This window comes from Providencia xihuensis (assembly GCF_041953405.1).
GTDB lineage: Bacteria > Pseudomonadota > Gammaproteobacteria > Enterobacterales > Enterobacteriaceae > Providencia > Providencia vermicola.
Genome location: NZ_CP169565.1, coordinates 2,259,632 through 2,280,379, shown reverse-complemented (window position 1 = coordinate 2,280,379; position 20,748 = coordinate 2,259,632). Strand labels below are relative to the sequence as shown.

Below are 20,748 nucleotides of genomic sequence, written 5' to 3'. Positions count from 1 at the left end.
CGAGAATAAACAGTATGATGACAAAATTTCATCTAAGGTGAATTTTTCCTGCCTCAACGTCGTAATGTATTGCAAAGACGGGTTATCTTTAATTCGTGATATGTTTCAATGAATAAAACGTAATTTGAAGGATTTCCACTTCAGTATAAGCTTGAAAAAGTGGAGTTATAGATTCTCAACGAAGAGAGGTTTTTACATGCGTATAAATATTTTGGCACTGCTTATTGGTATGTCAACGGTTTCCTTTGCACCTCAACTAGTTGCAAAGGAAGTGACTTACGGACAACAGAAAATTGTTTTATCCGACACAATTAACCCTGGTAATGATTTCTACCGCTACGTGAATGAGGATTGGATAAGCAAGGCAAAAATCCCAACGGGTATGCCCCGCATTAACTCTTTTGTTGATTTGTATTTAAATACCGAAAAACAGACCCAAGCTATCATTGATGAACTACAGAAAAAACCAGAAAGCGAACTAAACCATAATCAACGCAATATTCGTCATTTGTACCAAAGTTTTCTCAATGAAGACGCCATCGAAAAGGCTGGACTTTCACCTATCAAACAGGATTTAGCCGAGATTGCAAAAGCAAAAAACCATCAGGATATCAGTCAGCTAATGACTAACCCAGATTTCAATTCATTGATTTCTTATTGGGTAGATTTAGATGCAAAATCCCCTGAAACGTATGTGTTGTATATTGGCCAAGGGGGTTTAGGATTACCTAATCGGACTTATTACCTCGATGACACCCCACAAATGCAAGATATACGAAAAAGTTATATCGCTTATATCGCAACGATGCTGAAACTGGCGGGTGAAAAAGACGTTGAACAAAAAGCGCAAAAAATATTCGATTTAGAAAAAGCCATTGCAACCGTACATTGGAGTCCTGAAGCGCGCCGTGACACCATCAAAAACTACCATGCTATGTCATTAGCTGAAATGAAAAATCATACCAAAGGCTTTGATTGGAGCAGTTTTATCAGCCGCTACAAACTCACCGATAAGCAGCTTGAAAAAGTGGTAGTAGAAACAGACAGCGCCGTTGAACAAACCGCAAAAATTTTCGCGCAAACACCTGTTTCAACCTTAAAAGATTATTTAACGTTCCAATATATTAGCGATCATGCACGCTATTTAAATAAAGCTGTTTCTGATGCCAACTTTGATTTTTATTCGAAAAAACTCAACGGTGTCGAGAAACAACGTACCCGCCAAGAACGTGCGTTACAAACAGTAAACTCCCTTCAGGGCGAAGCATTAGGGCAAATCTATGTTGAAAAATATTTCGACCCGCAATCCAAAGAAAAAATTCAAGATTTAGTGAGCTATGTCAGAGGCACATTTAATTCACGTTTAAAAGACAACGATTGGATGGATGATAGCACACGCCAAGAAGCCCTGAAAAAACTGGAACAGTTCACCGTAAAAGTGGGCTACCCTGACAAATGGAATGATTTCAGTGACATTAATTTAAAACCAGATTCACTGTTTGATAACTACAAACAAGTTGTTGCATGGTCCTACAACGACATGATTAGCAAAATGGGCCAGCCTGTTCGTAAATGGGAATGGGGAATGACACCACAAACGGTGAATGCCTATTTCAACCCTGTACAAAATGAAATCGTGTTCCCTGCTGCGATTTTACAAGCCCCATTCTTTGACCCTAACGTTGACCCCGCTTATAACTACGGGGCAATTGGTGCAGTGATAGGCCATGAAATGGGTCATGGTTTTGATGACCAAGGCAGTTTATATGATGGTACAGGGCAACTACGTAATTGGTGGAGTGAAAGTGCCAAAACGCACTTCAAAGAAAAAACTGAGAAGTTGGTCGAACAATACAACGCGTTTGATGTCGATGGTTTGAAAGTTAATGGGCAATTAACTCTAGGCGAAAATATTGGGGACTTAGGCGGGCTAAATATCGCGTTGAGTGCCTATAAACAATTCGCCAAAGAAAATTACCCAAATGGTGAACCGCCGATTATTGACGGCACAACCGGCTTACAGCGTTTTTTCATCGCATGGGCACGCACATGGCAAGAGCTGTCGAATAAAGAGTCTGAGCGTAATAAAATTATGACTGACCCGCACAGTCCAAACCAATTCCGTGCCAATGGCGTTGTGCGTAATATTGATGATTGGTACCAAACCTTTGGTGTCGATAAAGACAATGCTCTCTATTTGGAACCTGAAAAGCGTATTCGTATTTGGTAGTCGATTGATAAATAGATAAAAAGAAAGCTCGGCATATTTCCGAGCTTTCAAACCACATCATCAGTTAAGTATTGCTTTGAACAATTAGATATTGCTCTAAATAGTCTGCGTTGTGGCTAGGCAATATATGACGCTATATCATCATTTAAATTACTTAATACCCAATGCAATACTACGCTATTAAGTATTGCTTTGGACAATTAAGACCTTGCTCTAAATAGTTTACGTTGTGGCTAGGCGGCAAATGAGGTTATCGTGGGGAGCATACTCCAGTATGTGACCCACATAACCGAATGAAGCCAACAACGCCACACCGTAAAATATGACGAGCAAAGTTATTTGATGACGCCACAGGCCATCCTAGCCCCCCCACCACCTAACGCTTCTGGATTATCGGAATAGTTATCGCCCCCCACATGCACCATTAACGCACGGTTTTGCACATCTTTCAGTGTTTTTAAACGTGGCGCTAAAACCGCATAATCGGCATTACCTTGGCTATCTGCAACGAGACCGGGTAAATCCCCTAAGTGCCCAGTATTATCATATGGCCCTTTGTGAACAGCCGTTTTTGCTGGATCTAAATGCCCACCCGCTTTTAGTGCAGGAACAGATTTGCCGTCTTTTTCCCCTGGCTCGCAGCTTGGGTTTTCGTGGACATGGAAACCATGAATACCAGATTGTAAACCTGAAAGTTTTGGTGTGAACAATAACCCATACTCAGTTTCAGAGATAACAACTTCACCAATCGTTTTACCCTCACCCGTTGGCGTTGCTTCCTTTAATACCACAGTGGATTGTGCTGCATAGGCAGTGCCCGCAGTCAGTAATGCAGCAAATAAGCACATCTTTAACTTCATATTGCCTCCAGTGGATAACATTTATCAATCATTCCATCCAATTACCTTATGATAAACAAGGTAAGAACGATTACTGTTGTTTCATTAGTACCAATGACTCTACTTAAGTTAACACAAATTTGTTATCACTTTGGTGCTGCATTTAGCTTTAGTTAATAAATGATAGTTATATCACAATCAATATTGTTAACTTAATCTTCAAAAATCACTCAATTAAGAATATTTATGCCGTTATAGACTTATTATAAAAACTTCATTTTAGTACATTTACGTAAAATAACTCTTTGATAAAAATGTTAACATGCTGTGAAAATGATCACAGTATATTATTTTCATTTCGCCTACATTTCAGACTATTCATTTCACATGAAATAAATAGGAAATAAAAATTTCATAAAATCCCACCCAGCAAAATAACGTTAAAGAGATTGGCTGTACCTTACAAAAACAAGTTAACAAAATATAACACTATGTTTTCTTTAATTTTTATAATAAGTGGAAAATAGATTATGAATACTCTTGCCAAAAAGTTTGGTTTTTCAGCACACACCATTATTCAACTGATATTTATTACTGCAAACGCCCAGCTATTGTATGCCTTTTGGGACTTGCGGAACTCCCTACCCCTTGGCTTTCCTGTCGCTATGGGGATCACTGATGCGCAAGCAGGCCAGCTCTATTCCATGCAAGGATTAGTTATCTTATTAGGCACTCTCGCTCTGGGTTGGGTCGGTGATAGATTTAAAGTCCGTGTGATTATGTTAATCACCACACTCGGAGTTGGCTTTATTTCTCTCTTTATCGCCTTAAACTCACCAGGGTTAAGCATGCCAACTTTATTGCTGTGTTTTTTCTCCATGTTATTACTCAGTGAAGTGTTATTTAAACCCGCCAACTTTAAGGCGGTGAGTTTATCTACCACCAAAGAGCACCAAGGTGTTGCTTTTGGTATGTTTGAATTTGGACGAGGTTTATTAGCATTTTTGATGAGTCTATTATGGGCTGCAATGGTTTATTACGAAGCAAGTAGCCGCACCATGATGATCACATCATCCATTATTGTGCTCGCTACTGCGATATTCATTTTCTTGGCTGTACCGAAGGACGCGCGAGTCAGTGAGGACGCTGATACCGTAAACTCAGTGAAAGAAGCGCTGCTTGGTGTATTAAAAGTTATCAAATTACCGATTGTTTGGGTAACAGGCCTCAACGTTTTCTGTATTTACGGTACTTTTGTTGCAGCGGGTACCTACTTTGCCCGTTTCTTACAAGCAGGTTATGGTACATCTGCAACCGTCGCTGCAGTATTTGTTTCTGTTGTTATTGCATTGCGAATGTTGCCATTATTATCCACATTGCTGGTCACATTAGCGTTTAAATCCACCGCCCACTTTATGCGTTTTATGTCATTCGTTTTAGTGTTCCTACTCGCCGCTATTGGTATTTTGTTCTATATGAACCCAGCTTCTATCACGGAATTTATGGCTGGCCAAGCTCCTGACAATATCATTAGCCCTGCAGTTCGTAACACTATAATGATCCTGATGTTATGTGCCTCCGCATGCTGCTTTATGATCCGAGGCGTCTACTATGCCCCGATCGGTGAGTTTGGGATTGATAAAAAGCATGCTTCCGCTGCAATGTCTTTGGCTATCACGATTGGATACCTTCCTGCACTGCTAGCGCCATTAATTTTAGGTAAGATCATTTTTAGTCCACAATTAGGTGAGCAAGGGCAAGTTGTCAAAGAAATTCTGACTCCAACGAATATTATTGGTAATGTTTTTATTGGGTTATCTGTCTTAACATTAATCGCCGCCTTACTGTCTTGGACCGTTATTAAAATGAAAAAAGCGCAATAACACATTGATATTATGACGACATAAGCCGTTGTAATAACGGCTTATTGTCTATTTAGAAAATGGACTAGGTAAGCACTATGCGAAATAATAATTATATTGATTGGCTCAAATACATTGCAGATGAATTATCCGTAACTGATTTATTGATCCCAGGAACTCATGATGCCATTACATCAACCTGTGATCTGCCTTATTACCAAACCCAGACATTATCGCTAGTGGAGCAGCTTAACTGCGGCGTGCGTTTTTTTGATTTAAGGCTAACTCGCAATCTAAATATTGCACACCGTGAATGGCATAGCGACATCATGGCAGAAGACCTTCTTCACTGCTTTATTTCTTTCCTTGATACACACCCTACTGAATTTGTCATTTTACGCATTCAAAATGCCAATGAGAAAAAAAATGACTTTGAGGCCTATAAACAGGCTCTTATCCCATTTATTGAGCCTTACCTAAAACACCTTTTACTGCCTGAGCGAGTTGATGAAAACACATTCAAGTGGCCCAGTGTAAAACAGTTAAGAGGCAAAATCTTGGTGATTGAATGTGCACCACCAGAATTGCATGTTTCAACGTTAAAGGATGGCACTCGTTGGGCGCATAATTGGCATCAAAACCCCTTAATTTCATTACAAGATAACTGGAATGGCCCTGAGATCCAGGAAAAAATCAATGACATAATGGCGTTAATTCATGGCGATGATAATACCAAAGAGCATCAGCTCGTTCTCAATCATATTAGTGCAACGAATGGTCAGCTGGGCAGTCCAATCGCGTATGCAAACATCATTAACCCTATTATTCGCGATGAATTAGCTACGTTAGATCAGGCTACGCCAAAAGGCATATTAATCTTTGATTTTATTGATGAAGATTTAGCAAAGAAAACGATTAAAGTGAATCAATTACAATCTGCTTAACGCAAAAAAATGCCAATCAATAACAGATTGGCATTTCTATTTTTATCTGAAAAATAACCTTAACGAATTATTTCTCTTTGACTTCCCATTTACCATCAACATAAAAAGCACTCCAACCTGTTGCTTTACCGTCTTTTTCCGAAGAAACATATTGTTGCTTGGTTTTACGGCTAAAACGAACAACTGTTGGGTTACCTTCAGCATCTTCAGCAGGTGCTTCTGCCAAGTAGGCAAGCTTTTCAGGTAATCTGTCCTTAAAGCGTTGTAACTCAGCCACTAATGGCGCACGTGTTTCTCTGGATTTCGGGAAAGTGTTGGCAGCAAGGAACACCCCAGCGGCACCATCACGCAATACAAAGTAAGCGTCAGACTTTTCACACGGTAATTCAGGCAACGGAACAGGATCTTCTTTCGGTGGCGCAACTTCACCACTTCTTAGGATTTTACGTGTGTTTTTACATTCTTCATTGGTGCAACCCATGTATTTACCAAAACGCCCCATTTTCAGGTGCATTTCAGAGCCACATTTATCACATTCAATGACAGGGCCATCATAGCCTTTAATACGGAATTCGCCTTCTTCAATTTCATAACCTTCACATGCAGGGTTATTACCACAAACATGTAATTTACGTTGGTTATCAATCAAGTAGCTATCCATCGCCGTACCACATTTAGGGCAACGACGTTTTGCTCTTAACGCGTTAGTTTCTGCATCATCCCCTTCAAGAATATTAAGTACTTCATCTTCAGGGATCAGATTGATGGTTTTTTTACAGCGTTCTTTTGGTGGCAATGCATAGCCACTACACCCCAGGAATACCCCTGTAGATGCAGTGCGAATACCCATATGGCGTTCACAATCAGGACAGGTTATTGATGTTATAACCATCGGATTGGTACGCATTCCCCCTTCTTCTGGATCTTTTTCCGCAACATCAAGCTGGGTACTAAAATCAGAGAAGAATTCATCAAGAACAGCTTTCCACTCGGCATCATGATTTGCAACATGGTCGAGCTGGTTTTCCATGCGTGCGGTAAAATCGTAGTTCATCAAATCGTTGAAGTTTTCTTCTAAACGATCAGTAACGATTTCCCCCATTTTTTCCGCATAGAAGCGACGGTTTTCAACTTTGACATATCCTCTATCTTGGATAGTCGAAATAATTGCCGCATAAGTTGAAGGACGACCAATTCCACGTTTTTCGAGTTCTTTAACCAGTGAAGCTTCACTAAAACGTGCAGGCGGTTTAGTAAAGTGCTGACTTGGCAATAATTCAATTAATGATAGTTCCGTACCCACTTGAATTGGCGGTAAGGTTTTATCTTCATCGTTTTTGCGCAGTGCAGGCATTACTTTCGTCCAACCATCAAAACGTAACGTACGCCCTTTGGCTTTCAGTTCAAAGTCTCCCGCTTTCACTGTTAAGGTCGTAGAGTCATATTTCGCTGGCGTCATTTGACACGCAACAAATTGGTTCCAAATTAATTGGTACAACCGTTTTGCGTCATTTTCCATATCTTTTAGCGAATCAGGTAATACATCAACACTAGAAGGACGGATGGCTTCATGCGCCTCTTGGGAATTATCTTTGCTGCTATATACATTGGCATCTTTCGGCAGATATTTCGCCCCAAAGTTGTCATTGATATAACCACGAACCATATCCAACGCATCTTGACTCAAGTTAGTTGAGTCAGTACGCATATAAGTAATGTAACCCGCTTCATACAGACGCTGGGCCATCATCATGGTTTTCTTCACCCCAAAGCCTAAACGCGTACTTGCCGCTTGTTGCAATGTTGAAGTGATATAAGGTGCACTTGGTTTACTTGATGTAGGGCGGTCTTCACGGTCAATAACCTCAAAGCGCGCCTTTTCAAGTAATTTTACCGCAGCGGTAGTTTGCGCTTTATTAACAGGTTTGAACGATTTACCTGCTTGCGACGTCACTTCCATGCGTAAATTTGCAATATCTTTATCTGCTAAGTCCGCGTGTAATTCCCAATACTCTTCAGGAACAAACGCTTTAATTTCTCGTTCGCGTTCAACAATCAGTTTCACTGCAACAGACTGAACACGCCCCGCAGACAAACCTCTAGCCACTTTTTTCCACAATAATGGAGATACCATGTACCCCACAACGCGATCCATAAAGCGACGTGCTTGCTGCGCGTTAACCCGATCAATATTTAGCTCACCTGGGCTATCAAATGCTTGGGTGATGGCGTTTTTCGTGATTTCGTTAAATACAACACGACTAAAACGCGAATCATCACCGCCAATCACTTCACGTAAATGCCATGCGATCGCTTCCCCCTCGCGGTCCAAGTCCGTTGCGAGGTAGATGTGATCGGCATCCGCAGCCAGAGATTTCAGCTCAGAAACCACCTTTTCCTTACCTGGTAGAATTTGGTAATTCGCCTTCCAACCATGATAAGGGTCGATACCCATGCGATTCACTAATGCATCGCGTGGATCTTTTTTAACTTTCTTTGTTTTCTCGGTAGATGAGCCTGTACTCTTTTGTGAGCCGGTTTGTGAACCAGAGCCGCTTTTCGGCAGATCACGAATATGGCCGACGCTGCTTTTCACAACGTAGCCACTGCCAAGGTATTTATTAATTGTCTTGGCTTTTGCCGGGGACTCCACGATAACAAGAGCTTTACCCATATTTACCTTTACCTAAATATCAACTATGACGCACTTTTACATTAAAATGCGTAAAATGAGAATCTGTTTTTTATATTGCGACACAATCACAATATATCAATATATTTTCAATCAATTATTTGTGTTGAAACAAAACTTATAATCTCAATCACGTTATTCTACAAGTCATGAAAGTCTTCTAGCTGACTGATTTTAACCATATAAAGGCATTAAGCCATAATTGAAAACCACACACTCTACCTGATAAAATGCGAGAAGCAACCAATTATTTTTTCAAGGGAGCCCTATTATGCAAGACGATCTACCGTACATTACAAAAACAGAGTTACTTGAAAAAGCTAACGATATCATACAGAAACATGACGAATATATTCACGGTATGTTTGTAGACACCGTGGAGCAGCATCGTGGTACGCTGGTTTTTAAAGGGGAATTCTTTCTCGATGAAAATGGTATCCCAACATTAAAAAGTACCGCTGCTTTTAATATGTACAAACATCTTGCCCATGTTCTTTCAGAACAATACCAATTACGTGAAAATGATTAATTAACATTCAATAATTGATAAAAAATTACCGGCTTCAGTGCCGGTAATTAATAGTAGAATTAAAACAGAATATTTGCGAGGCGACTATTCATTTATAACATTGGTTTTTGGCCACGCTGCCACCAACGCAATAAAAGGTTATCAACACTATTTGCTGCGCTTCCCATGACTTTATCCACCATTTTTTTACTTAGAACATAACGGACACCAACAATCTCTTTAGCATCAACTGCATCAACAATAATGTCATCACTGACGCCAATGCTATCCACAAGCCCTTTTTCTAACGCCTGTGACCCGTACCAGTATTCACCCGTTGCAACCTTATCAATATCTAATGACGGACGATTTTGATGAACAAATTGCTTGAAAAGATCATGCGTTGAATTTAAATCTTCCACAAACTTTTTACGGCCTTGCTCGGTATTTTCCCCGAGCAATGTCAGCGTTCTTTTATATTCACCTGCCGTATGAAGTTCAACATCAACATCATGTTTTTTCAATAAGCGATGAATATTAGGAATTTGTGCCACAACACCAATTGAGCCAATAATAGCAAATGGTGCAGCAACAATTTTATCTGCAATACAGGCCATCATATAGCCACCACTTGCTGCCACTTTATCAACAGCAACCGTCAACGGAATATTCTTTTCTTTTAAACGACGTAATTGTGATGCTGCAAGCCCATAACCATGAACCATACCGCCAGGGCTCTCCAAACGCAGTAAAACTTCATCTTGTGTATCAGCAACAGCCAGAACTGCACTGATTTCCTCCCTCAAAGATGCCACTTCGCGTGCATCCATGCTGCCTTTAAAGTCTAAGACATATAAACAGGGCTTTTTAATGGATGTTTGCCCAAGTTTAGCCCCTGATTTCTCACTTTTTGATTTTGCTTTTTGCTGTTTTTTGAATGCCTTGAGCCATGCTTTATGCTCAGATTCATTCATTTTCACTTGCTGCATCTGACGCTGGCGTTCGCGATAATTCTCACCCAAATCAGTGAGTTTTAACGAACCTTTAGCACTTTGGCGACGCATACCTACACCAAAGACAAAAACAGCCAGCAAAACGATAGCCACCACGATAGTGACAACTTTTGCTAAAAATAATCCATACAAAGAGAAATACTCCACAACATGATCCTTCTGATATTTATCTTCAACACAAAAATAATCTCACGATTATGGGTAAACAACCAGAAAAAATCGTATTTCACACCATAAACTACGTAGATATCTATGTTAGATTAGCCAAAAAACCAAATCAGTGCGATGATATCGTTACATTTAATTCACAATCATAGGAAAGAATATGCTTCAATATCAGCCTAGACAAGACCTATTGAAAGGCAAAACGATACTCATAACTGGCGCAGGCGATGGCATTGGTCGTGAAGCCGCCCTAACCTATGCCCGATTCGGTGCATCATTGGTTCTTGTCGGAAGAACGCAACATAAATTAGACGCTGTTAGCCAAGAAATCACTGCAATTTCTGGCAAGAAATCGCCATGTTATGTTTTAGATTTATTGACAGCAACCAATGAAAACTGCCAATCATTAGCCACGAAAATATCTAACACTGTTCCTTATCTAGATGGCGTCTTGCATAATGCGGGTATTCTTGGTGTTGTCGCCCCCATTTCAGAACAACCGCCTCAACTATGGCATGATGTCATGCAGATCAACGTCAATGCGACCTTTATGCTTACGCAATCCCTACTCCCCTTACTCTTGAAAGCGCCAAATCCATCATTAGTTTTCACAAGTTCGAGTGTTGGGAAACAAGGCCGCGCTGGTTGGGGAGCTTACGCTGTTTCTAAATTTGCAACAGAAGGTCTAATGCAAGTGCTTGCTGAGGAATATAAAAATAGTCATTTACGCGTTAACTGCATTAATCCTGGAGGAACCAGAACCAGTATGCGTGCCAGCGCATTCCCCGAAGAAGACCCCGAAAAACTCAAAACCCCAGCAGATATTATGCCTATTTACATTTATTTAATGGGTGATGATAGCATCCGTAAAACAGGAAGCAGTTATGATGCACAACCAGGCCGTAAACCAGGTGCAGCGGAGTAATTTATTATGTCACAAAGCCGACATGAAGAACGTCAACAACGCTTAAAAGAAAAAGTCGATGCGCGTATTGAAGCCGCTCAAATTGAGCGTGGGATTATCATCATCTTCACTGGCAACGGCAAAGGTAAAACGACCGCCGCATTTGGTACGGTTTGTCGTGCCATCGGCCATGGTAAAAAAGCGGCTGTTGTGCAATTTATTAAAGGAAGTTGGGATAATGGTGAACGTGAACTCTTAGAGCCGCTTGGAGCGCCTTTTTTTGTAATGTCCACTGGCTTTACGTGGGAAACACAAAATAAAGAGACGGACACACTAGCCTGCCTTGAAACCTGGCATCATGCAAAACGACTTTTAAGTGATCCTCAATATGATTTGGTTGTCTTAGATGAGCTAACCTATATGGTCAGCTATCATTACCTTGGGTTAGACGACGTTATACAAGCCTTGCTAGATCGTCCTGCCAACCAATCCGTCATCATTACAGGTAGAGGATGCCACCGTGATTTAATTAATTTAGCGGATACAGTTACTGAAATGCGCCCTGTTAAACATGCGTTTGATGTTGGTATTAAAGCGCAAAAAGGCATTGACTGGTAAACGATAAAAGTTAACTTAGCAATTATAAGCTAAAATAAGACTATTGCTAAGTTCTCTTTTTATGCATGATAAGTTTAATCAAACCATCTTGCGTGTTAATTTAATCATTCGCATATATTCCCAATTCGGCTTTAATTATATCGACCATTTTTACAATATAAATTCAGACCATAAGTTATTCTAATGATTAAACTCACCTTTTCTCTATTAAATATAAACTAGTACGTGTTACCCCTTGAGTAAACATACCGAAAATCACAATACAGAAAGAAATTTAACCAACTGATAAAAAACAAGTTAAATACAAAATAACGCATTTATTCTAGCTTTATTCATACTAAGTTATTATTCAATACCGAATAAAAACTTAACTCATGTTAACATTATTAATTTTATTTAATTTTATATTTCCGCATAATTAAATTGCAATAATGGATTGTTAGTTATTTTAGATATTGTCTATTTTAATTTAAGGGATATATATGCAAAACGTTTCAATGAATACTTTCAATGCACCTAAATTGAAATTCAAACCTTTATTTCTGTGTGTTTCAATGATTGTCGGTTCAACAACGGTTGCTCAAGCCGCTATTACGCCAACAAATGGCGCTGGAGTAATGGTTCAAGGTAATGGTCCAACCATTGTTTATATTAATAAACCGTCTGAAAGCGGTGTTTCTCACAATATTTATAGCCAATTTGATGTTGACCAAAAAGGCGTTATTTTAAACAATAGTGCAGGCCTTTCTAATACCACAATAGGGGGTAAAATTGGCGGTAATGGCAATGTCGCAGGTAAACGCGCAAAAGTGATCCTAAATGAGGTCAACTCAAATACGGCAACAACATTAAACGGCATGATTGAAGTCGCTGGCGGTAAAGCGCAAGTGATTGTCGCAAATGCATCAGGTATCACCTGTAATAACTGCGGATTTATTAATACCAACCGCACCACATTAACTACGGGTAAAGTTTCCTTAGATGGCAATAACTTAGTCAATGACTACAATGTGCAGCAAGGAAAAATTGCCATCAATGGTAGTTTCAATGCAAACTCACCTACTGATATAATTGCACGCTCTGTCGCGATTAACGGTGCTGTCACAGCTCAACGTCTAAACGTTATTGCAGGGAATAACCGTGTGAATTCCGCTGGTGATGTTATTGGTACGACAACAGCCATTGGTGCAAAACCAAGTATTGGTATTGACGTTTCCGCCTTAGGCGGCATGTATGCGAATAAAATTTCGTTAATGGCGACCGAAACAGGTGTTGGCGTATCTAACGCAGGTGATATCGCTTCACATAATGGTGCAATTACCATTGATAGCGCAGGCACCGTCAATAATATTAATGGCAACATTCACTCAGCAAATACCCTCTCGATTAATGCGACTGGGCTGACAAATAGCGGCACTATTTCCGCAGCAAAAAGTGTCAACATTCAGGCTGCAGGCACAGGTGCAATTAATAACGATCGTGGGCACATTACGTCCCTGAACAACGATGTAAATTTAACGACGTTAGGTACTTTGTCAAATAACAACGGAACCATTGAAGCCCAACAAAATGTGACCACGTTATCTGATACTATCGTCAATGATAATGGGTCATTTAAAGCCACTCGAGGTGACCTCAACGTCCATTCTACCAATGTAATCTATAACCGCGATAATATGGGGAATCCAAATGATCCAGCGAAGGGTTTTATTGCTGGTCAAGATATCACTATTGATGCTGTTCGTATTGTGAATGAGAACTCCAACATCACTGCGGGTCGTGATATCATCTTAAACGCACAAAACTCTATCGAAAACATGGCTAACAGTAAGATTGTGGCACAGCGACGTGCTGAGGTGAATACCATGTATTTAACACAGTCTAATTCAGAGTTAAATGCTGTTAAAGGCCGTATGGATCTTGATGCTTCTGTCGCATTGACTAATGACCCTCGTTCAAAAATTCATAGTGGTAAACTACTGAATATCAATGCAAACCAATTAACAAACTCAGGCTCAATTATTTCTGATAATGGCAAAACAGAAATAAAGTCCAATATACTCAGTAATCGTTCTGGTTATATTAAAGGTAAAAACTTAACAATAACTGCGCATAATATTGATAACCAATCTGGTTTAATTAACGCTGAAAGCAACTTAGATATTGAAACTAGCCATTTAAACAATAACTATAGTGCTGATTTTAAAAACGTAAACGCACAATTTGGTTTAACAGACCAAAATGGTGGTTTGCAAACCAATGATGGTACTATCAAAGTTAAAAGTGATAACCTTTATAACGTATATGGTTCAATCGCAGCCAATGCGAATAATAACGTTGCCTCACGCAGCGATATTGATATTAAAACAAAAGCAACCCTGAACAATAATTATGGCCAAATTACGGGGATTAATAACCATAATGTGAGTACTGGTACACTCGATAATTATGCAGGAAAAATGGTATCTGGCAAAAACATGACCATTGAAGCTAAAAATCGCGTGAATAACCAATATGGAACTATTAGCTCTAACAATACGACGAAGGTCACTAGTCCAATTGTAACAAGTGGAACAACAGGTTCTATCACGGGTAACCGTGTTGTTATTGACGCAATTGTGAATAACTAACTGTCATTCAAGTATTAAAAAAGGCGACCTCCAAGTCGCCTTTTCATATTCAAAATTCAATTAGAATTCAGAATTAATCACCACTTCTTCACCAAAACGCCCTGCTTTTGGCAGCGGTTGATAAGATGAGTTGGCTGCACGTAAAATACGAACGCCACGAATACCTAGTTCATGAGCCGCTGCAATATCCGCATCTGCATCTCCATAATAAATAGTTAATTTATGGTCACGCATCCAACTTACTTTATTATTTTGGCCAGGCTCATCACCCGCAAAAATAACAGGTTGCATTTTATCGGCTGGGATCGCCAAACCTTCTTGAACGTACTTAGTCACAGTTTCAGTTTTCGTTTTAGTACGGCCAGTAATAAAATAAACGGTATCTCCTCGGTCTAAGTGCATTTTGACTAAATCAATACCCACTTGTTTTGGCATACTGAATTTGTCCCACTCATTATTCATTTTCTCCCAAAACTGCTGATTTTTCAAATAACTAAAATCATTTGGGGAAAACTCGAGTTTACCACGGTAAAAACCTGGGCTAGAAAATAACACTGTATCATCGATATCAAAGCCAACTGCCATTGGCGCTTTACCTTCTAGGCTTTGTTTAATTTGTTCAATAGAAACCCAATGAATAGGTTGCTGCTGCGCTAATTCAACAACGGTAACGCCTGGGCTGACAGTTTCTGGCATTGGTATTTTGGCTTGAGACGTTGCCGTAAACGTTAAAGCTAATGCAACCGCGCTCAGCGTCAGTGTTATTTTTTTCATCTTTTATCCTTATCGAGTTTACCCACTTAGAAACCATTCTTTATTCACTTGGATAAACCACATTTTTATATGTAAGTAATAGACATTGCTGCTTATCGTGTTCAGGTGTTTATAAGTACATTTTGCAGCAATTATGTGAGTTAAATCTCACATAGAGCTTGATGTTAAGTTTTTTTGTTACATTAAAATGAGACTTAAATCTCATTTTAATTATCTATTACAGACAAGTGTTGTGATTCTGTGACCTAAACCCGCAATTTACAGACACATACAGACAGTAAGCTGTAATTTTTAGGCAATAAAAAAGCGATGGTGTTATGCCATCGCTTCTTAAATAATGATAACGCAGTAATTAGATGCGCGTACGACGCTTCGCTGTCGGGCCTGAAGATTGACGCTTAGATGCAGGGCGTGATGCCACTTGAGTATGACGTTTCACAGCACGACGAATTTGATTCGCTTTGATTCTACGTTGATCACGTTCAACTGCCACTTTACTTTCTGTTTCAGCTGGCAGCTCAACTAATTCACGCAAATAGTTAGTTTGCTCTAAACCCAGCTCCGTCCAACCACCACGCGGTAGCCCTTTTGGCAAATCGATATCACCATAACGCACTCGGATCAAACGGCTAACTTGTACACCAACCGATTCCCACAAACGACGGACTTCACGATTACGCCCTTCTGTTAACGTAACATTGAACCATTGGTTCATCCCTTCACCACCACGATAAGAGACAGTTTTAAAGGACGCAGGACCATCTTCAAGTTGAACACCTTGGGTCAACTGGCGAATTTTTGCATCGTTAACTTCACCAAAAACCCGCACTGCGTATTCACGCTCAACTTCACGGCTTGGGTGCATTAAACGGTTCGCTAACTCACCATCGGTTGTGAATAACAGTAACCCACTAGTATTCACATCAAGACGACCTACCGCAATCCACCTTGCCCCTGTCAGTTTTGGCAAACGCGTAAAAACGGTTGGACGCCCTTCAGGATCGTGGCGAGTACACAATTCACCTTCAGGTTTGTAATAGGCCATCACACGGCAAATTTCTTTTTCCGCTTCTTTAATCGCTAATAAACGACCATCTAAACGAATTTTGGTTGATGCTTTGACTTCGACACGGTCACCCAAAGTGGCGATTTTACCGTCTACGCTGATCCGACCTGCTTGCAGGAAGGTTTCGATTTCACGACGTGAACCATGCCCTGAACGGGCAAGGATTTTTTGTAATTTCTCTGTATTTTGCGGTTTAGCGCTCATGTAACCCTCTACTGTCGCCTTCACAGGCGTCAAATAACTTTTCATCGAGTAAAAAAACGAGTGCAAAAAGTCATAAATTTGAAAACCCGCGCATTATACACAGGTTTCCCCTGAACCCCTATCTTTTATCACCTTATCGCACATTCGCTACCTAAATAGCTTATTTATTCAAAGGGTGATGGATCCCCTGTGCCAACACGGGCTACAACAGGTGTATCATCAGTAAAATCAATGACTGTGGTAGGTTTCTGTCCGATATAACCACCGTGGATCACTAAATCCACTTGTTTATCTAATAAATCACGAATTTCTTCTGGATCAGATTGGGTAAAATCATCACCAGGCATAATTAAACTCGTTGACATCAGTGGTTCGCCAACCGCTTCAAGTAAATCTCGTGCAATCGGATTTGATGGTACGCGCAGGCCGATTGTCTTACGCTTTTCATTCATTAAACGACGAGGGACTTCTTTGGTGGCTTTTAAGATAAATGTATAATTACCTGGGGTATTATTCTTAATTAAACGAAAAACTGTATTATCTACGTGTGCATAGTTAGAAAGCTCAGAAAGATCACGGCACATTAATGTAAAATTGTGGTTAGTATCTAACTGACGGATACGACAAATTCGCTGCAATGCATCTTTTTCTTCTAAACGACATCCAATGGCATACCCCGAATCAGTAGGATAAACAACCACACCGCCTTTATTTAGAATTTCAACACTTTGACTGATTAACCGAGCTTGCGGGTTATCCGGATGGACATAAAAAAACTGGCTCATATATACCTCAACAATTTGGTATCGACAGCATCACCCGGCAAAATACCTAAAAATGGCACTATCTCTTTGCTCAATCGAATGATTGATTTTAATCTAATCACTCTATGTATAGTATTATTTTACACCGACCGACCAATACATCAATGAATTAGCGATTTTTTACGTCCTGCCACAATGTCCAAACTGCTTGCTCATCATTTGGTAACCATAGGTTTCGCCCTAATTCAATCCAAGAACAAGGACGGTGAAAATCAGACCCCACAGATGTTCGTAAATCCGCCATTTTAGCCAATTCAGCTAAATATTGTTTTTCATTAGGGGGTTGCTGGCAATGGGAAATTTCCATCGCATCGCCCCCATGCTCTTTAAAATAAGCAATCACACGTTTTAACCATTTATTTGAAAGCTGATATTTAGATGGATGCGCTAAAACAGCCACGCCGCCAGCGGCATGAATCGCCGCAATGGACGCTTCAATACTACACCATGTTGCAGGCACATAACCTGTTTTGCCTTTAGACAAATAGCGTTTAAATACATTGTTGATGGTTTTTTCTTTGCCTATTTTCATAATATATTGCGCAAAATGAGCTCGGGTAACTTGCCCGCCACCCGATATACTTTGGGCGTTCTCCCACGCATCTTCAATGCCCGCTTTTTGTAAACGGCGCCCTATCTCAATACCCCGAGCTTCACGACGAGCCGATTGCTCCGTAAGTAACGCAACCATTGCTGGGTGTTCAGAGGTGAAATTTAAACCGACGATATGGATTTCAATATTTTCCCAAAGTGTTGAGATCTCAACACCATTCACTAACTCAATCGGCTTTTCGTTATCGCGTATATACTGTCTTGCCTGTATTAAGCCATCACACGTATCGTGGTCAGTGATCGCTAGAACATTGACGCCTTTTTCAATGGCTCGCTCGATTAATTCCTCTGGCGTTAAATCCCCATCAGAGGCTGTCGTATGGCTGTGTAAGTCGTAGCGAGTCAGTAGCGGTGTAGATACAGGTTGCAAGGTGATATCGTCTCCAATTTCCATAAATAGCTATTTTTTCCTAATAAATTAACAAAATACTTGACACTTCAAATGCGATCCAGTTTACTAGTACGCAAGATGGCTTACAGCCAATAACATTCAGTTTATCCAGTGAGGCACATTATGGCTTTAATTAACTTAACAAATCGTTGGTGGCGTGACTTCCCAAATTGGGCGGAAGCCGCACGCGCATAGTTAAACCATGCCTCAGTGCCAAACCCGCCCTTCATACGGCGGGTTTTTTAATGTCAAAAATTAGCGTAAGGCAACAAAATGAACAAACAAAACACCACATTAGCACATTTTACGTATCTGGATAGCCCAATTAACTATCAGCCAGACCCAACGTTGTTATTCAATCACTTATGCCATGCAATTCCATCAACCATGTTGCTGGAGTCAGCTGAAATCAATAATAAAGCTAACTTACAAAGCTTATTGATTGTTAACAGCGCATTGCGTATTCGCGCTTTTGGCCAACGCGTTGAAGTTGAAGCGTTAACATTAAACGGCCAAGCCTTGCTGCCATTATTGTTAGCGCAACTTTCTGGGGTAATTTCCACCCATACCATTGAAACGGCATTATTAATTGTCACCTTCGAGCAACCTAACCCTGCTTTAGATGAAGACAGTCGTTTAAAAGCAGCATCATGCTTAGACGTGTTACGTGCATTACCTGCCTTAGCTCAAACTTATTCGACTAAGCCAGAAACGGTATTTGTAGGAGGCTTATTTGCCTATGACCTTGTGGCAAACTTTGAGTCCATCCCTGACGTTAAAACTGTCAATCAGTGCCCTGATTATTGTTTCTTCGTCGCGGAACACTATTTAGTGATCGACCATCAAAACCAAGCGGCTCGCATTAAAAGCTGTGTTTTCAATCAAGATGAGCAAACGCTGGCGTCAGTTAAACAACGCCACAATGAAATTATTGCATCTTGCCGTCCATTTTTGCCCGCACTCCCTTTGCAAAGCGAGCCTAACTTTCAAGTTACACTGAGCAAAAACGACCAAGAATATGGCGCTATTGTCATATCATTAAAAGAGGCGATTTATCGTGGAGATATCTTCCAAGTAGTGCCCTCACGAAAATTCACCATGCCTTGTTCACATCCACTGATTGCCTACCAAAAATTAAAAGCGCAAAACCCAAGTCCTTATATGTTTTATATGCAAGATCAGGATTTTACGCTATTTGGCGCATCACCAGAAAGTGCATTGAAATATGCCACCAGCGACCGGAAGGTCGAAATTTACCCTATCGCAGGTACTCGCCCACGCGGTCGTGATGCACAAGGGGATATCGACCTCGATTTAGACAGCCGCATTGAACTATCAATGCGTACAGATGAAAAAGAGCTAGCAGAGCACATCATGCTTGTTGATCTTGCACGTAATGATCTTGCCCGTATCTGTGAAGCAGGCACCCGCTATGTGGCTAACTTAACCAAAGTCGATCGTTATTCCTTTGTGATGCATCTCGTTTCCCATGTTGTGGGAACATTACGTCACGATTTAGACATTTTTCATGCTTATCAAGCCTGTATGAATATGGGCACATTAACGGGAGCCCCCAAAGTGAAAGCCATGCAATTAATTGCGCAGTATGAACAACAGCGTCGTGGCTCCTATGGCGGTGCGGTGGGTTATTTCAACGGCAGAGGTGATTTCGATACTTGTATCGTGATCCGCTCAGCCTATGTAGAAGATGGCATTGCGACTGTGCAAGCTGGTGGTGGCGTCGTATTGGATTCGTTCCCTCAAGCTGAAGCAGATGAAACGCGCAATAAAGCACGCGCCGTGATCCGTGCGATTGCCCAAGCCCACCAAGTGAAGGAGTTATTCTAATGGCGAATATTTTACTGCTCGATAATGTGGATTCTTTCACTTACAACTTGGTCGATCAACTGCGTGCGAATGGCCACCAAGTCGTTATTTACCGTAATACCGTGAGCTCAGAACATATTTTATCTGTATTAAACCAAATGAACTCACCAATTTTAGTGTTATCACCAGGGCCAGGAAAACCGAGTGAAGCAGGCTCTATGCCTGAAGTCTTAAAACAGGTTATCGGCAAAATTCCTGTGATTGGTATTTGTTTAGGCCATCAGGCTATTGTTGAGGCTTACGGTGGTGTTGTCTCTTCCGCGGGGGAAATACTACATGGTAAGGCTTCACTTGCTACCCACGATGGGCAAGCGATGTTTGCTAATCTCGAAAATCCTGTTTCAGTCGCGCGCTACCACTCTTTAGTGGGTAGCCAAATTCCTGAAACACTGACTATTAATGCGCAATCCAACGGAATGGTCATGGCTGTGCGAAATGAGCAAGACAAAGTGTGTGGATTCCAATTTCACCCTGAATCTATTTTAACCACTCAGGGTAAACAGTTGTTAGAAAATACTGTGGCATGGGCTCTTTCTACACCCAATGCAAGCACCACGACTCATTCGCACTAACGGGATATAGAGA

General features: G+C 40.6%; 16 protein-coding genes and 1 other annotated feature. Of the genes, 9 read left to right on the top strand and 7 right to left on the bottom strand.

Going from position 1 to position 20,748, the window contains the following annotated elements; genetic code table 11:
• The first annotated feature begins 196 nt into the window (after nucleotides 1-196).
• The gene (locus ACE2AL_RS10130; protein WP_375083452.1) at nucleotides 197-2,230 is read left to right on the top strand and encodes a M13 family metallopeptidase; all 2,034 of its coding nucleotides are present in this window, start codon (nucleotides 197-199) and stop codon (nucleotides 2,228-2,230) included.
• A 335-nt stretch (nucleotides 2,231-2,565) separates the two neighbouring features.
• Here ACE2AL_RS10130 and sodC read toward each other — a convergent pair whose 3' ends face one another.
• Complete coding sequence (gene sodC / locus ACE2AL_RS10125; RefSeq protein ID WP_206086094.1) at nucleotides 2,566-3,090, bottom strand: superoxide dismutase family protein; 525 nt, start codon at nucleotides 3,088-3,090, stop codon at nucleotides 2,566-2,568.
• A 509-nt stretch (nucleotides 3,091-3,599) separates the two neighbouring features.
• Here sodC and ACE2AL_RS10120 point away from each other — a divergent pair.
• Nucleotides 3,600-4,952, top strand: coding sequence for an MFS transporter (locus tag ACE2AL_RS10120; protein ID WP_206086095.1), 1,353 nt, complete (start codon nucleotides 3,600-3,602; stop codon nucleotides 4,950-4,952).
• A gap of 77 nt (nucleotides 4,953-5,029) precedes the next feature.
• Complete coding sequence (locus ACE2AL_RS10115; protein ID WP_272539861.1) at nucleotides 5,030-5,875, top strand: phosphatidylinositol-specific phospholipase C domain-containing protein; 846 nt, start codon at nucleotides 5,030-5,032, stop codon at nucleotides 5,873-5,875.
• Nucleotides 5,876-5,942: 67 nt separating this feature from the next.
• Here ACE2AL_RS10115 and topA read toward each other — a convergent pair whose 3' ends face one another.
• The gene (gene topA, locus ACE2AL_RS10110) at nucleotides 5,943-8,549 is read right to left on the bottom strand and encodes a type I DNA topoisomerase (protein WP_206086097.1); all 2,607 of its coding nucleotides are present in this window, start codon (nucleotides 8,547-8,549) and stop codon (nucleotides 5,943-5,945) included.
• Nucleotides 8,550-8,838: 289 nt separating this feature from the next.
• Between topA and ACE2AL_RS10105 the strand changes: the two genes are divergently transcribed.
• The gene (locus ACE2AL_RS10105; RefSeq protein ID WP_206086098.1) at nucleotides 8,839-9,096 is read left to right on the top strand and encodes a DUF2498 family protein; all 258 of its coding nucleotides are present in this window, start codon (nucleotides 8,839-8,841) and stop codon (nucleotides 9,094-9,096) included.
• 92 nt (nucleotides 9,097-9,188) lie between these two features.
• Here the strand turns inward: ACE2AL_RS10105 and sohB are convergent, their stop codons facing one another.
• Nucleotides 9,189-10,235 carry a protease SohB gene (sohB, locus tag ACE2AL_RS10100; RefSeq protein ID WP_375083451.1) on the bottom strand — a complete coding sequence of 349 codons (1,047 nt, stop codon included), beginning with the start codon at nucleotides 10,233-10,235 and terminating at the stop codon, nucleotides 9,189-9,191.
• A 178-nt stretch (nucleotides 10,236-10,413) separates the two neighbouring features.
• On the opposite strand from sohB, the gene ACE2AL_RS10095 reads away from it, so the two are divergent.
• From ACE2AL_RS10095 to ACE2AL_RS10085, 3 genes are all read left to right on the top strand, one after another.
• Nucleotides 10,414-11,178 (top strand): YciK family oxidoreductase, encoded by a 765-nt coding sequence (locus ACE2AL_RS10095; RefSeq protein WP_272539862.1) that lies wholly within the window; start codon nucleotides 10,414-10,416, stop codon nucleotides 11,176-11,178.
• 6 nt (nucleotides 11,179-11,184) lie between these two features.
• Nucleotides 11,185-11,775, top strand: a complete 591-nt coding sequence (gene cobO / locus ACE2AL_RS10090; protein WP_206086101.1) for a cob(I)yrinic acid a,c-diamide adenosyltransferase — start codon at nucleotides 11,185-11,187, stop codon at nucleotides 11,773-11,775.
• Between the two features lie 482 nt (nucleotides 11,776-12,257).
• The gene (locus ACE2AL_RS10085) at nucleotides 12,258-14,405 is read left to right on the top strand and encodes a filamentous hemagglutinin N-terminal domain-containing protein (protein ID WP_375083450.1); all 2,148 of its coding nucleotides are present in this window, start codon (nucleotides 12,258-12,260) and stop codon (nucleotides 14,403-14,405) included.
• 60 nt (nucleotides 14,406-14,465) lie between these two features.
• Here ACE2AL_RS10085 and aphA read toward each other — a convergent pair whose 3' ends face one another.
• The 4 genes from aphA to ACE2AL_RS10065 all read right to left on the bottom strand — a co-directional run bounded on the left by aphA (nucleotide 14,466) and on the right by ACE2AL_RS10065 (nucleotide 18,279).
• The gene (gene aphA, locus ACE2AL_RS10080) at nucleotides 14,466-15,179 is read right to left on the bottom strand and encodes an acid phosphatase AphA (protein WP_225819487.1); all 714 of its coding nucleotides are present in this window, start codon (nucleotides 15,177-15,179) and stop codon (nucleotides 14,466-14,468) included.
• Between the two features lie 352 nt (nucleotides 15,180-15,531).
• The gene (gene rluB, locus ACE2AL_RS10075) at nucleotides 15,532-16,449 is read right to left on the bottom strand and encodes a 23S rRNA pseudouridine(2605) synthase RluB (protein ID WP_206086104.1); all 918 of its coding nucleotides are present in this window, start codon (nucleotides 16,447-16,449) and stop codon (nucleotides 15,532-15,534) included.
• Between the two features lie 164 nt (nucleotides 16,450-16,613).
• A complete protein-coding gene (locus ACE2AL_RS10070) occupies nucleotides 16,614-17,234 on the bottom strand; it encodes an L-threonylcarbamoyladenylate synthase (RefSeq protein WP_206086105.1) in 621 nt (206 codons plus the stop codon).
• Between the two features lie 148 nt (nucleotides 17,235-17,382).
• Entirely contained in the window at nucleotides 17,383-18,279 is an 897-nt protein-coding gene (locus ACE2AL_RS10065; protein ID WP_206086106.1) for a PHP domain-containing protein, read from the bottom strand.
• A gap of 141 nt (nucleotides 18,280-18,420) precedes the next feature.
• Nucleotides 18,421-18,523, top strand: a sequence feature (Trp leader region).
• Nucleotides 18,524-18,549: 26 nt separating this feature from the next.
• Between ACE2AL_RS10065 and ACE2AL_RS10060 the strand changes: the two genes are divergently transcribed.
• Together ACE2AL_RS10060 and ACE2AL_RS10055 are read left to right on the top strand one after the other, a co-directional pair.
• A complete protein-coding gene (locus ACE2AL_RS10060) occupies nucleotides 18,550-20,124 on the top strand; it encodes an anthranilate synthase component 1 (RefSeq protein WP_375083449.1) in 1,575 nt (524 codons plus the stop codon).
• Nucleotides 20,124-20,735, top strand: a complete 612-nt coding sequence (locus tag ACE2AL_RS10055; protein ID WP_206086108.1) for a gamma-glutamyl-gamma-aminobutyrate hydrolase family protein — start codon at nucleotides 20,124-20,126, stop codon at nucleotides 20,733-20,735. Before ACE2AL_RS10060 ends, ACE2AL_RS10055 begins: the two co-directional genes overlap by 1 nt.
• Nucleotides 20,736-20,748: the final 13 nt, after the last annotated feature.

Bases quoted from the DNA above. Each gene is read 5' to 3' on its own strand.
- ACE2AL_RS10060 (WP_375083449.1), top strand. From the start codon at position 18,550: ATGAACAAACAAAACACCACATTAGCACATTTTACGTATCTGGATAGC.
- topA (WP_206086097.1), bottom strand. From the start codon at position 8,549: ATGGGTAAAGCTCTTGTTATCGTGGAGTCCCCGGCAAAAGCCAAGACA.
- ACE2AL_RS10070 (WP_206086105.1), bottom strand. From the start codon at position 17,234: ATGAGCCAGTTTTTTTATGTCCATCCGGATAACCCGCAAGCTCGGTTA.
- sodC (WP_206086094.1), bottom strand. From the start codon at position 3,090: ATGAAGTTAAAGATGTGCTTATTTGCTGCATTACTGACTGCGGGCACT.
- ACE2AL_RS10130 (WP_375083452.1), top strand. From the start codon at position 197: ATGCGTATAAATATTTTGGCACTGCTTATTGGTATGTCAACGGTTTCC.
- ACE2AL_RS10095 (WP_272539862.1), top strand. From the start codon at position 10,414: ATGCTTCAATATCAGCCTAGACAAGACCTATTGAAAGGCAAAACGATA.
- ACE2AL_RS10055 (WP_206086108.1), top strand. From the start codon at position 20,124: ATGGCGAATATTTTACTGCTCGATAATGTGGATTCTTTCACTTACAAC.
- ACE2AL_RS10105 (WP_206086098.1), top strand. From the start codon at position 8,839: ATGCAAGACGATCTACCGTACATTACAAAAACAGAGTTACTTGAAAAA.
- ACE2AL_RS10120 (WP_206086095.1), top strand. From the start codon at position 3,600: ATGAATACTCTTGCCAAAAAGTTTGGTTTTTCAGCACACACCATTATT.
- ACE2AL_RS10065 (WP_206086106.1), bottom strand. From the start codon at position 18,279: ATGGAAATTGGAGACGATATCACCTTGCAACCTGTATCTACACCGCTA.
- ACE2AL_RS10085 (WP_375083450.1), top strand. From the start codon at position 12,258: ATGCAAAACGTTTCAATGAATACTTTCAATGCACCTAAATTGAAATTC.
- ACE2AL_RS10115 (WP_272539861.1), top strand. From the start codon at position 5,030: ATGCGAAATAATAATTATATTGATTGGCTCAAATACATTGCAGATGAA.
- rluB (WP_206086104.1), bottom strand. From the start codon at position 16,449: ATGAGCGCTAAACCGCAAAATACAGAGAAATTACAAAAAATCCTTGCC.
- aphA (WP_225819487.1), bottom strand. From the start codon at position 15,179: ATGAAAAAAATAACACTGACGCTGAGCGCGGTTGCATTAGCTTTAACG.
- cobO (WP_206086101.1), top strand. From the start codon at position 11,185: ATGTCACAAAGCCGACATGAAGAACGTCAACAACGCTTAAAAGAAAAA.